A 12638-nucleotide genomic window follows, 5' to 3' on the forward strand; every position below is an offset into this window, starting at 1 on the left:
AATTACCCGGGCAATTGGCCCGCGGGACGCCGTCCACGAACAACGTTCAACCGTTCCCTCATCAAGTATCGGCACTTGGGGGGCGGCGTCACCATGGCTTTCACGCCAGTCTCCGGGCATATTCACGGCGCTCATTGGCCGAAATCCCCCGCGTCGGAGAGACTGCACGCATGCGCTCACATGACGTACTCATGGACGGCTACACCCGTATTCGGGAAGAGGTGCACGCGGCCGTCGAGGGGCTTTCCGTCGACGCGCTGCACGAGCGACCCGAAGACACGGCGAATTCCATTGCCTGGCTGATCTGGCATCTCACCCGCGTTCAGGACGACCATGTCGCCGATGCCGCGGGACGCGAGCAGGTGTGGCTCGCGGGCGGCTGGGCGGAGCGGTTCGATCTGCCGCTCGCCGAGTCGGACACCGGATTCGGGCACACACCGAAGCAGGTCGGCGAGGTGCGGGTCGCCTCGGGCGAGCTCCTCGTGGGCTATTTCGACGCGGTGCACGAGCAGACGCTCGGGTTCCTCGGCGGCCTGAAGGACGCCGATCTCGACCGCGTCGTCGACGAGGGCTGGGATCCGCCGGTGACGCTGGGGGTCCGGCTCATCAGCGTGCTCTCGGACGATCTGCAGCACGTGGGGCAGGCCGCCTATCTGCGCGGACTGAGCTGAATCCACCGGACTTCCGCCTGCGTCAGCGGCGCCGGACCTCGCGTCCGGCGCCGTTCTCGTGCGCGCCGGAGGTCTTGACAACTCCATTGGTCTGAACCAACTTTGGCGCACACAGCGGTGGCCACCGTTCACATCCGCAGCATCTCCACCTCTTCCCAGGAGGCTCACCGTGGACCGTGCACGCCATCGCAGACGCAGACCCGGCCTCGCGCTCGCCGTCGTGGCGGCCGCCTCGCTCGGTGTCACCGCGCTCGCCGCACCCGCGCAGGCCGCTGACGTCAACGTGGCCAAGAACGCCGGCTTCGAGTCGGACCTGAGCGACTGGACGTGCTCGGCGGGCAGCGGTTCCATCGCGACCTCGCCCGTGCACGGTGGCACGAAGGCACTCAAGGCCACCCCGTCGGGCCAGGACAACGCCAAGTGCAGCCAGATCGTCAAGGTCAAGCCCAACTCGTCGTACACGCTGAGCAGTTGGGTGCAGGGCGGCTACGCCTATCTCGGCGCGAGCGGCACCGGAACCACCGACGTGTCCACGTGGACACCGGGCAGTTCCTCCTGGCAGCAGCTCACGACGAGTTTCAAGACCGGCGCGAACACCACCTCCGTGACGATCTACACGCACGGCTGGTACGGACAGAGCGCGTACTCCGTCGACGATGTCAGCGTCTTCGGTCCCGACGGGGGCGGCGGCACGGACCCGGTCGTGGTCCCGGCCGCGCCCACCGGGCTCGCGGCGGGCGCGGCCACCGCGTCCTCCATCGGCCTCTCCTGGTCCCCGGTCTCCAACGCGACCGGCTACACCGTCTACCGGGGCGGTACGAAGGTCGCCGCCGTCACGGGTGCCTCGACGACCGTCACCGGGCTCGCGGCCGACACCTCGTACAGCTTCCAGGTCACCGCGACGAACGCGGCGGGCGAATCGGCGAAGTCGACGGCGGTGACCGCGAGGACCGCCGCGTCCGGCGGTGACCCGGGCGGCGGCACGGTGCCCAAGCACGCGCTGACCGGGTACTGGCAGAACTTCGACAACGGCGCGAGCGTCCAGAAGCTGCGCGACGTGCAGTCGCAGTACGACATCATCGCGGTGTCCTTCGCCGACGCCACCAGCACACCCGGACAGATCACCTTCAACCTGGACCCGGCCGTCGGCTACGCGAGCGCCGGTGACTTCAAGGCGGACATCGCGGCCAAGCAGGCGGCGGGCAAGTCCGTGATCCTCTCGGTCGGCGGCGAGAAGGGCACCATCTCGGTGAACAGCGACGCCTCGGCTACCGCGTTCGCGGACAGCGCGTACGCGCTGATGCGGGAGTACGGCTTCGACGGCGTCGACATCGACCTGGAGAACGGCCTCAACTCCACGTACATGTCGAAGGCGCTGCGTCAGCTGTCGGCGAAGGCGGGCGGCAAACTGGTCCTGACGATGGCGCCGCAGACCATCGACATGCAGTCGACGTCCGGCGAGTACTTCAAGACGGCGCTGAACGTGAAGGACATCCTCACGGTCGTCAACATGCAGTACTACAACAGCGGTTCGATGCTGGGCTGCGACGGCAAGGTCTACAGCCAGGGCTCGGTCGACTTCCTCACGGCGCTCGCCTGCATCCAGCTGGAGGGCGGCCTGGACGCCTCGCAGGTCGGGCTCGGCGTTCCCGCGTCGACGCGTGGCGCGGGCAGTGGCTACGTGGCCCCGTCGGTCGTGAACAACGCGCTCGACTGTCTGGCGCGCGGCACCGGCTGCGGCACGTTCAAGCCCGCGAAGACCTATCCGGGGCTGCGCGGGGCGATGACCTGGTCCACGAACTGGGACGCGACGGCGGGCAACGCCTGGTCGAACGCGGTGGGCCCGAAGGTGCACGCACTGCCGTAGGGCAGCGATTGGGGCGGTGGCCGTGGGTCACCGCCCCAGCGGGGTCAGCCGCCCATGAAGAGCATCGTGCCGTCGGGGCCGAGCGCCTCGATACGCGCGCCGTGTTCGACGGTGCGGCTGACCGTGCAGTACTTCTCGTGGGTCAGGCGGATGCCGCGTTCAAGCGCCTCGGCGGCGTGCGTGTCCCCCTCCGGCAGCTCGATCTCGTACGAGACCCGGACGGATCCGACCCGCCCGTCGTCCTCCGGCTTCGACACGGACTCGACGGTGATGCGCAGCTCGTCGTGCGGGACGGTGCGGGCCGTGCGGTCGACGACGAGGCCGCCGCAGCCGCCGAGCGCGGCGAGGAGGAGTTCGACGGGGGTGAAGGACGGCTGGGCGCCCTCGCTGTCGGCGGGGGCGATGCGGACCTCGGCGCCGCGGTCGTTGCGGGCGGTCCAGTCGCGGTCGCCGTTGCGGACGGTCTCAATGCGGTAGTCGGCCATTGCGGAACCGTAACCAGAGGCGGGCTCCGCGCCGCGCAGCGGCTCCGGGGTGTCGGGGAGGGGCGGCGGGTCGGGGAGTCCGCGTGCCCCACGCCCACGGACTCCCCGATGGTGCTCCCTCCCCTGGCGACCGCTGCCCGAGTACCCCGGCCGCCGTGCCGCAGAGTCTGCCGGGGACGGCCGCGGACCGCATCCCGCACCCTCGGATTTCGGTAACCTCACGTGTTGAACCAGTGGCGAGAAGTCACGGTGATACGGCGTCACATCCCGTACGCACGGCCGGAGTCGAGGCGCGGACCGCGCCGCCTGGCGTGATCCCTTCGATACGAGCGGGGCCGGATCACAGCGCCTGCTCCCGCCCCTCCAGGCGCTCTCCGCACCGGGCGCAGTACAGGGCGCCGGTGTCGTCGGCGGCCCGGCCGCAGGACGCGCACACGCGGGGCAGCAGACAGGGCGCCTCGCCACCTTCGGCCGTCACCCGCGGTTCGGCGCGGCGGATGGTCATGCCGGGCCGCCTGCGGTGTGCCGTGAGGTAGACGAGCCCGTCCTCGCCGGCGCTGACCGCGCGCCGCTCGCCGCGCGGCACGAACACGAGCGTGCCGGGTGCCATCTCCTCGTCCACGCCCGCCCGGTGGAGCGTGCCGTGGCCCTCGACGACGACGATGAGCACGTCGAGCTCGGTCTCCACGTACGCGTTGCCGCCTCCGCCCGGCCGCAGCCGGACGACGTTGGCGTCGAGCTGGCGGGCCGCGCCGTCGAGCCGCCAGAGGGCGCCGGTCGCCTCCGGCGCGGCGGCACTCAGGACGTCGGCGAGGGTGACGTGGGCAGCGGGCATCGGTCTGGTTCCCCTGACGTGGTACGGCGGGTGATGACTGTTCGATTCTCCCTCACGGCGACTCCCTCTGACCGAGAGCACCAGGGAGCACCAGAGAGCGGCAGAGAGCGACGAACCTAAAGGAACCAGGATTCCATTACGGGCCACTCCTTGCTAGAGTCGCGGCACGCACTAACGGGGCCATCGCCCCATTAACGAGGAGTTCGCCATGGAATACCGCCAGTTGGGGACGTCCGGCCTGAAGGTTCCCGCGTTGAGCTTCGGAGCCGGGACCTTCGGCGGCCGCGGCCCGCTGTTCTCCGCCTGGGGCACCGCCGGCGTCGACGAGGCGCGCCGCATGGTGGACCTGAGCCTGGAGCACGGCGTCACCCTGTTCGACACGGCCGACGTCTACTCGGACGGCGCGTCGGAGGAAGTGCTCGGCGCGGCACTCAAGGGCCGGCGCGATCGGGCACTCATCTCGACCAAGGCCGCGCTGCCGACCGGCGAGGGACCGTACGACGCCGGGGTGTCGCGTTCACGCCTGATCGCGTCCGTGGATGCCGCACTGCGGCGCCTCGACACCGACCACATCGACCTGTTCCAGCTGCACGCGTACGACGCGAGCACGCCGGTCGAGGAAGTCCTCGCCACGCTCGACGACCTGGTGCGCGCGGGCAAGATCCGTTACACCGGCGTCTCCAACTACGCGGGCTGGCAGCTGATGAAGGGGCTCGCCGAGGCGGAGAAGCACGGGCGCCCGCGGTTCGCCGCGCACCAGGTGTACTACTCGCTCGCCGGCCGGGACTACGAGTGGGAGTTGATGCCGCTCGCCAAGGAGGAGGGTGTCGGCGCCGTGGTGTGGAGCCCGCTCGGCTGGGGGCGGCTCACCGGGAAGATCCGGCGCGGGCAGCCACTGCCCGCCGACAGCAGGCTGCACCAAACGGCGCAGTTCGGGCCGCCGATCGAGGACGAGCACCTCTACCGGGTCATGGACGCGCTCGACGAGATCGCACAGGAGACCGGAAAGGCGGTCCCACAGATCGCCATCAACTGGCTGCTGCGCCGGCCCACCGTGTCCACGGTGCTGATCGGCGCGCGCAACGAGGAGCAGCTGACGCAGAACCTGGGCGCCATCGGCTGGGAGCTCACACCGGAGCAGGTGGCGAAGCTGGACGCGGCGAGCGAGACCAAGGCCCCGTATCCGTACTACCCGTACCGGACCCAGGACGGGTTCCGGCAGCTGAATCCTCCGATCGTGTGAGCTGTGCGAGCCACCCGGAAGGGTGTCAACTTCGGGTTGACAGTCAGGCACTGTCAACCTACGGTTGCATCATGACCGATTCCGGCGGCAACACGCCTTCCATCCGCCTCGACGACCTGATCGACGCCATCAAGAAGTCGAACACCGACGCACTCGACCAGCTCCAGAACGCCGTCATCGCCGCGGACCACCTCGGCGACGTCGCCGACCACCTCATCGGCCACTTCGTCGACCAGGCCCGCCGCTCCGGTGCCTCCTGGACCGACATCGGCAAGAGCATGGGGGTCACGCGGCAGGCCGCGCAGAAGCGCTTCGTGGCCAAGGGATCCGAGTCCGATCTGGACCCCAGCCAGGGCTTCAACCGCTACACCGACCGCGCCCGCAACGTGATCGTCTCCGCACAGAACGAGGCCCGCGCCGCGAGCAACGCCACCATCACCCCCGCCCACCTGGTGCTCGGCCTGCTGCACGAGCCGGAGGGCCTCGCGGCCCGGGCGATCGTCGCGCAAAACGTACTCCTGGACACCGTGCGACAGGCCGCGACAGCCCAACTGCCCGAGAAGTCCGAGGACATGCCGGCCCTCGTCCCGTTCGACGCCGACGCCAAGAAGGCCCTGGAGCTGACGTTCCGTGAGGCGCTGCGCCTTGGCCACAACTACGTCGGCACCGAGCACATCCTGCTCGCCCTCCTGGAGCACGAGAACGGCTCGGGGCTGCTGACCGGCCTCGGTATCGGAAAGGACCAGGCCGAGTCGCAGGTCCTGGCGGTCCTCTCGGAGATCGTGAAGAACCAGCAGGAGTCCGGGGAGGACTGAGCGCAACCCGGGAAACGAAAGGCCGGAACCTGTCTCCCACCTGTCCCGCCCACTTTTCTTCATAGGCGCAGGTGGGAGACTGCTTCCATGACTGCTGAGCGCTCAGGAACCCCCGCCCTGCCGGGCGATCTCGTCGACGTCGACGCGCTGATCGAGGCCTATTACTCGCGCGAGCCCGACGCCACGCGCCCCGAGCAGCGCGTCGTCTTCGGCACGAGCGGCCATCGCGGCTCCAGCCTCGACGGGGCCTTCAACGAGAAGCACATCGCCGCGATCACCCAGGCGATCGTCGAGCACCGCACCGCGGAGGGCATCACGGGCCCCCTCTTCATCGGTCCGGACACGCACGCCCTGTCGCACCCCGCGATGAAGACCGCCCTCGGCGTGCTCGCGGCGCACGGCGTGCGGGTGCTGGCCGACGCGCACGGGGACTTCGTTCCGACGCCCGCGCTCAGCCACGCGATCCTGCGCTGGAACCGCGAGCAGGCCGACAACGCGGCCGGCCTCGCCGACGGCATCGTGATCACACCGAGCCACAACCCGCCCCGCGACGGCGGCTTCAAGTACAACCCTCCGCACGGCGGCCCCGCCGACTCCCGGGCCACCTCGTGGATCGCCGATCGCGCCAACGAGCTGCTTGAGGACGCCAGTTGGGCCCCCCGCACGGTCGACGAGGCGGCCTGGGAGCCGTACGACTTCCGTGAGCGCTACGTCGAGGACCTGGGGAACATCATCGACATCGACGCCATCCGCGCCTCCGGTGTGCGGGTCGGCGCCGATCCGCTGGGCGGTGCGAGCGTCAACTACTGGGCGCGAATCGCCGAGATGTACGGGCTCGACCTGACCGTGGTGAACCCGGAGACCGATCCGACGTGGCGTTTCATGACGCTCGACTGGGACGGCAAGATCCGGATGGACCCGTCCTCGGCGCCCGCGATGGCCTCGGTGCTCGCGCGGCGCCACGACTTCGACCTGCTGACCGGCAACGACGCGGACGCCGACCGGCACGGCATCGTCACCCCGGACGCGGGCCTGATGAACCCGAACCACTATCTGGCCGTGGCCATCCACTACCTGTTCAGCCACCGGCCCCAGTGGTCGGCGTCCGCGGCCATCGGCAAGACGCTCGTGTCCTCCGCCGTCATCGACCGGATCGCCGACACACTCGGCCGCGAACTCGTCGAGGTCCCCGTCGGGTTCAAGTGGTTCGTGCCGGGCCTGGTCGACGGCTCGGTGGCGTTCGGCGGCGAGGAGAGCGCCGGGGCGAGCTTCGTCCGCAAGGACGGCGGCGTGTGGACGACCGACAAGGACGGCATCCTGCTCGCCCTGCTGGCCGCCGAGATCACCGCCGTCACCGGCAGGACACCATCCGCGTACTACGCCGAACTCGCCGCGGAGCACGGCGCGTCGGGCGCCGCGTACGCGCGGATCGACGCCAAGGCGACGAAGGAGCAGAAGGCCCGCCTCGCGAAGCTGACCGGCGCCGCGATCACCGCCGACACCCTCGCGGGCGAACCGATCACGGCCCGGCTCTCCGAGGCGCCGGGCAACGGCGCGGCCATCGGCGGCGTCAAGGTCACCACCGAGAACGCGTGGTTCGCGGCCCGGCCCAGCGGCACGGAGGACGTCTACAAGATCTACGCCGAGTCGTTCCACGGCGCCGAACACCTCGCCCTGGTGCAGAGCGAGGCGCAGGCGATCGTGGACGCGGCGCTCAGCTGAGGTGAGGGCTCAGGCCTGGGTCTCCGCGATGCCGGGGAGGTCGGCGACACCGTCCAACACGTAGGTGTGCGGGTGGAGTTCGAGCTGCTCACGGGTGAGCTGTCCCGTGAGCACGCCGACCACGACACCCGCGCCCGCGTTGAACCCGGCCTCCATGTCGACGACCGTGTCGCCGGCCACGAGGACCCGCCGCACATCGACGGTCCCGGCCTTCTCCATGGCGCGCTGGATCATGTACGGGGCGGGGCGGCCGCGGGGCACCTCGTCGGAGGTGACGACCGCGTCGAGGTTGCCGCCCTCGCCGGTGGACCAGCCGAGCGAGTCGAGCAGGGGAAGGGCCACGTCCGCACTGAAACCGGTGGTGAGGGCGACCTTGATGCCGCGGGCGCGCAGCTCCGCGAGTGCCTTGTCCGCGTGGGCTATCGGCTCCGGCGGCCGCTTCGCGTAGCTCTCGCGCAGGTAGGCGCGGAACACCTCGTACTGCTTCTCGACGAGCTCCGCGTCGGGGGCGCCGCCGCCGATGCGGACGAGCGCGGCGATGGCCTCGCGCTTGTCGGTGCCCATCCATGTCTGCAGGTCGACCGGGTCGACGGCGACGCCGGTGGTCTCGACGGCGTGCCGCAGAGCTTCGTATACGGCTCCGTGCTCGTCGATGGTGGTGCCTGCCATGTCGAAGACGGCGAGTTCGATCACTGGTTTTCCTCAGGTGTGGTGCGGGTGTCTGCGGTACCGCCGCGGGCCGCGACGGTGCGACCGTCCATGGTGTTCTCGATGGTGAACGTGGCCATGGACGGCAGATAGCGGTCGTCCGCGTACTCGACGGGCCTGCCGTCACCGGTGTACGCCAACCTCCGTACGCGGAGCAGGGGTTGACCGGGTTCGACGCCGAGGAGGTCGGCGTCCTGGGGGTCCGCCGCGACGGCGTCGATGGTGTGCCGCGCGCGGTGCAGGTCGACGCCGCACGAGGTGAGGGCGTCGTAGACCGAGCCTTCGTCCGGGTCGAACGCGAACAGGTGCAGGCCGACGTCAAGGGCGAACGTGGACCGCTCGACCATCGCGGGCACCCCGTCGAGGTGGCGCAGCCGGACGAGGTCGACGCCCTGCGTGCCCTCGTCGAGACCCAGGCGCGCGGCGGCCTCGGGGCTCGCGCGGCGCCGGGCCACCTCCACGGTGTGCTGGCCCGGGGTCCGTCCGATCGACTCGGCCCACTGCGTGAACGACATCAGCGAGGCGAACGGCTGCGAGGGTGTGACCCTGCGGGCCACGGGCGGCTTGCCGCGCCCGCCGACCAGATGGCCGTCGGCCCGCAGCTGCGCGAGCGCCTGCCGCACGGGGCCGCGCGAGGTCCCGAACTCCTCGCAGAGCTGTGCCTCACTCGGCACGGGCGTCCCTTCGGGCCACTCCCCCGACTCGATGCGCCGCCGGAACTCGGCGCCGAGCCGCTGGTGCAGCGGCCCCTCCTCGCTACTTGTCTTCACAACTCCAGTTTCTCAGCTCGACGACGGGCCGGGCAAGGTCAGCCAGGGCGCACAGCTGGTAAACAACGAGGAAACTTGTATAGACAACACTTGCGGGTGAAGGCGGTCGATCCGCAGGCTTGGTGTCATGAACAACGCATCAGCGCCATCCACCGCACTTCCCCGCGACCGCAGTGACCTCGTCGTGGTCGGCGCCGGCATCGTCGGGCTCGCCCACGCCTTCGAGGCGGTGCGCCGGGGGCTCAGCGTCACGGTGGTCGAGCGGGACCGACGGCCGGTGGGCGCGTCCGTGCGCAACTTCGGCCACTGCTGCGTCACGGCGCAGCGCGGCGAACTTCTCGACCTCGCACTGCGCTCGCGCACCGGCTGGCTGGACGCCGCCAAGTCGGCCGGACTGTGGGCGCCGGAGGCGGGCGCGCTCGTGGTGGCGCGGTCGGCGACCGAGCTGGCGGTCCTGGAGGAGCTGCGGGACGAGCGCGGCGCGGACGCGGTGCGGCTGCGCACGCGCGACGAGGTGGGCGAGGCGCTCGGCCGCCCCGCCGAGGAACGCGAGGACCTGGCCGGCGGCGCGCTGCTGCCCGCGGACCTCCGGGTCGACCCGCGCGAGGCGGCGCCGCGGCTCGCCGACTGGCTGGCAGAGCAGCCCGGCGTGACGATCACCTGGGGGACGAACGTGCTCGGCGTGGAGTCCGGCACGGTGCACACCAGCCGCGGCCCTGTGCACGGGGACCGGATCCTGCTCTGCGTCGGCCACGACCTGGACCGCCTGTACCCCTCGGAGGCGGAGGCGCACGGCATCGAACGGTGCCGCCTGTCGATGGCCCGGGTCGCGGCGCCCGAGGCCTTCCGCGCGGACTCGGCGGTCCTGACCGCGACGTCGATGCTGCGCTACGACGGCTTCACGGCGATGCCGTCGGCCGACCGCCTGCGCACCGAGGTCACCGCACACAGCCCCGAGTTGCTGGACGTGGTAGCCAACGTGATGTTCACGCGGCTGCCCGACGGCACGGCCCTGGTCGGCGACTCGCACGCGTACGACGCGACGGAGATCCCGTTCCAGGACGAGGCGACGACGGAGCTGCTGCTGCGCGAGGCCTCCCGCGTCCTGGGCGTCCCCTCGGTGCGGGTCACCGAACGCTGGCAGGGCGTGTACGCCAGCAGCCCTCGCGGACCCCTGCTCGTACGCGAAGTGGCGCCGGGTGTACGGGCCCTCTCGGTGACATCGGGGATCGGCATGACGCTGTCGTTCGGGCTCGCGGCGGCGACGTTCGACGGGTCACTTGCTGAGACGACGGCAGGACGGGCGCAGGATTGATCAAGTCTTTGCCTGTGGCCGGATCTCACTGGTAGCCCAAGGCAACTTTTTTCGGAAGACCCCCGCCGCCAGGGATTTGCGAAGGGAATCATTCCGCTTGGCGTCACGACCGACGGCTGAAACCGCTCGGTCGGGCGCCTTCGGCGCGTTACGGACGCATTGACCGACCCCGCCGCCATGACACACGCTCGAAACATAGATGCCGTGTACAACTTGTTGCCCCGGTTGGCCACGGCCGTACGGCGAGCAGGAGGAAGCGTTATGTGTGGCATCACCGGCTGGGTTTCCTTCGACCGTGACCTGCGGGCCTCGGCCGAGACGTTGAACGCGATGACCCAGACCATGGAGTGCCGCGGTCCGGACGACCGCGGTACCTGGATCGAGGGCCCTGCGGCGCTCGGTCACCGCAGGCTCGCCATCATCGACCTGCCGGGCGGCCGGCAACCCATGACCGTCGGGACACCGGACGGGAACGTCGCCCTGGTGTACTCGGGCGAGACGTACAACTACACCGAGCTGCGCGCCGAACTGGCGGCCCTCGGTCACGAGTTCCGCACGGACTCCGACACCGAGGTGGTGCTGCACGGCTACCTCGAGTGGGGCGAGGACCTGCCCGAGCGGCTCAACGGCATGTACGCGTTCGCCGTCTGGGACGGTCGCACCGACAAGCTCGTCATGATCCGCGACCGGATGGGCATCAAGCCCTTCTACTTCTACGAGACCCCGGACGGCGTGCTGTTCGGCTCCGAACCCAAGGCGATCCTCGCCAACCCGCTCGCCGCGCGCCGGGTCACCCTCGACGGCCTGCGCGAGTTGTTCACGTTCGTGAAGACTCCGGGGCATGCCGTGTGGGACGGGATGAACGAGGTGGAGCCGGGCACGGTCGTCACCGTCGACCGTGCGGGGCTGCGACAGCGCGCGTACTGGACGCTGGAGACGAGGCCGCACACCGACGACCAGGAAACGACCATCGCCCACGTGCGCGAGCTGCTCGACGACATCGTGCGCCGTCAGCTCGTCTCGGACGTGCCGCGCTGCACGCTCCTGTCGGGCGGCCTCGACTCCTCCGCGATGACGGCGATCGCCGCCGATCAGCTGGCCGGGCAGGGCGAGACGGTGCGCAGCTTCGCCGTCGACTTCCTCGGCCAGGCGGAGAACTTCGTCGCCGACGAGCTGCGCGGCACGCCCGACACCCCCTTCGTGCACGACGTGGCGCAGGCGTCGGGCACCGAGCACCAGGACATCGTGCTCGACTCGAACGCGCTGGCCGACCCCGAGGTACGCGCCCGTGTGATCCGGGCCCGCGACGTCCCGGCCGGCTTCGGCGACATGGACGCCTCCCTGTACCTGCTGTTCAAGGCGATCCGCGAGCAGTCGACGGTCGCCCTGTCCGGCGAGTCGGCGGACGAGGTCTTCGGCGGCTACCTCCAGTTCTTCGACGAGGAGGCCCGTAACGCGGACGCGTTCCCGTGGCTGGTGAGCATGGGCAAGCACATGGGTGACGACTCGGACGCGCTCAGGCCCGAGCTCTCCAAGCGGCTCGACCTGGAGGGGTACACCGCCGACAGCTACGCCGAAGCGGTGCGCGACATCGAGCGCCTGGAGGGCGAGAGCGACTTCGAGTTCCGGATGCGCCGCATCTGCTACCTGCACCTGACGCGCTTCGTGCGGGTCCTGCTCGACCGCAAGGACCGGGCGAGCATGGCGGTGGGCCTGGAGGTGCGTGTCCCCTTCTGCGACCACCGGCTCGTCGAGTACGTCTACAACACACCGTGGTCGCTGAAGTCGTTCGACGGGCGCGAGAAGAGCCTGCTGCGGGAGGCGACGGCGGACGTGCTGCCGGCGTCGGTGTACGACCGGGTCAAGAGCCCCTACCCGTCGACGCAGGACCCGAAGTACGCGCTCGCGCTGCAGGAGCACGCCAAGGACCTGCTGGCGAAGCCCTCGCACCGGGTCTTCGAGATCGTCGACCGGGACCGGCTCAGTGCCCTCGCCCACCGCGAGAGTCCGCAGATCATGCAGGCCTCGCGGCGCGGCCTGGAGCGCACGCTCGACCTGGCGCTCTGGCTCGACATGTACGACCCGGAACTCGTCCTGGACTGACGCCGGGGCCGGAAACCCACTGGCTCCGCGCGCCGCCCCGTGCCTAAGATCCCGGCAGCATCGCGTGCCGGTCACCGTCCGGGTGAGGCATGGAGGTGCCGGAG

11 protein-coding genes are annotated in these 12638 nt (G+C 70.3%); 7 read left to right on the forward strand and 4 right to left on the reverse strand.

Annotated features, from left to right (window positions below; translation table 11 throughout):
* Window positions 1-170: 170 nt before the first annotated feature.
* Together ACFYWS_RS16765 and ACFYWS_RS16770 are read left to right on the forward strand one after the other, a co-directional pair.
* Window positions 171-671, forward strand: a complete 501-nt coding sequence (locus tag ACFYWS_RS16765) for a DinB family protein (protein ID WP_389276179.1) — start codon at window positions 171-173, stop codon at window positions 669-671.
* Between the two features lie 169 nt (window positions 672-840).
* Window positions 841-2538 (forward strand): chitinase, encoded by a 1698-nt coding sequence (locus tag ACFYWS_RS16770; protein ID WP_389276182.1) that lies wholly within the window; start codon window positions 841-843, stop codon window positions 2536-2538.
* A gap of 44 nt (window positions 2539-2582) precedes the next feature.
* Here the strand turns inward: ACFYWS_RS16770 and ACFYWS_RS16775 are convergent, their stop codons facing one another.
* Both ACFYWS_RS16775 and ACFYWS_RS16780 read right to left on the reverse strand, forming a co-directional pair.
* Window positions 2583-3023 carry an OsmC family protein gene (locus ACFYWS_RS16775; RefSeq protein WP_389276185.1) on the reverse strand — a complete coding sequence of 147 codons (441 nt, stop codon included), beginning with the start codon at window positions 3021-3023 and terminating at the stop codon, window positions 2583-2585.
* 340 nt (window positions 3024-3363) lie between these two features.
* Entirely contained in the window at window positions 3364-3858 is a 495-nt protein-coding gene (locus ACFYWS_RS16780) for a hypothetical protein (protein WP_389276188.1), read from the reverse strand.
* 208 nt (window positions 3859-4066) lie between these two features.
* Here ACFYWS_RS16780 and ACFYWS_RS16785 point away from each other — a divergent pair, with 208 nt between their 5' ends.
* The 3 genes from ACFYWS_RS16785 (at window position 4067) to pgm (ending at window position 7638) form a co-directional block, all read left to right on the forward strand.
* Entirely contained in the window at window positions 4067-5101 is a 1035-nt protein-coding gene (locus ACFYWS_RS16785) for an aldo/keto reductase (protein ID WP_389276191.1), read from the forward strand.
* 71 nt (window positions 5102-5172) lie between these two features.
* A complete protein-coding gene (locus tag ACFYWS_RS16790) occupies window positions 5173-5916 on the forward strand; it encodes a Clp protease N-terminal domain-containing protein (RefSeq protein WP_389276194.1) in 744 nt (247 codons plus the stop codon).
* A gap of 87 nt (window positions 5917-6003) precedes the next feature.
* Window positions 6004-7638, forward strand: coding sequence for a phosphoglucomutase (alpha-D-glucose-1,6-bisphosphate-dependent) (gene pgm, locus ACFYWS_RS16795; RefSeq protein WP_389276197.1), 1635 nt, complete (start codon window positions 6004-6006; stop codon window positions 7636-7638).
* Between the two features lie 9 nt (window positions 7639-7647).
* Here pgm and ACFYWS_RS16800 read toward each other — a convergent pair whose 3' ends face one another.
* The gene (locus ACFYWS_RS16800; RefSeq protein WP_389276200.1) at window positions 7648-8331 is read right to left on the reverse strand and encodes a phosphonatase-like hydrolase; all 684 of its coding nucleotides are present in this window, start codon (window positions 8329-8331) and stop codon (window positions 7648-7650) included.
* Window positions 8328-9116, reverse strand: a complete 789-nt coding sequence (locus ACFYWS_RS16805) for a GntR family transcriptional regulator (RefSeq protein WP_389276203.1) — start codon at window positions 9114-9116, stop codon at window positions 8328-8330. Before ACFYWS_RS16805 ends, ACFYWS_RS16800 begins: the two co-directional genes overlap by 4 nt.
* Window positions 9117-9243: 127 nt before the next feature.
* Between ACFYWS_RS16805 and ACFYWS_RS16810 the strand changes: the two genes are divergently transcribed.
* Together ACFYWS_RS16810 and asnB are read left to right on the forward strand one after the other, a co-directional pair.
* Complete coding sequence (locus tag ACFYWS_RS16810; RefSeq protein ID WP_389276206.1) at window positions 9244-10431, forward strand: TIGR03364 family FAD-dependent oxidoreductase; 1188 nt, start codon at window positions 9244-9246, stop codon at window positions 10429-10431.
* 261 nt (window positions 10432-10692) lie between these two features.
* Window positions 10693-12534, forward strand: a complete 1842-nt coding sequence (asnB, locus tag ACFYWS_RS16815) for an asparagine synthase (glutamine-hydrolyzing) (RefSeq protein WP_389276209.1) — start codon at window positions 10693-10695, stop codon at window positions 12532-12534.
* Window positions 12535-12638: the final 104 nt, after the last annotated feature.

The organism is Streptomyces sp. NPDC002795 (assembly GCF_042888725.1).
GTDB lineage: Bacteria > Actinomycetota > Actinomycetes > Streptomycetales > Streptomycetaceae > Streptomyces.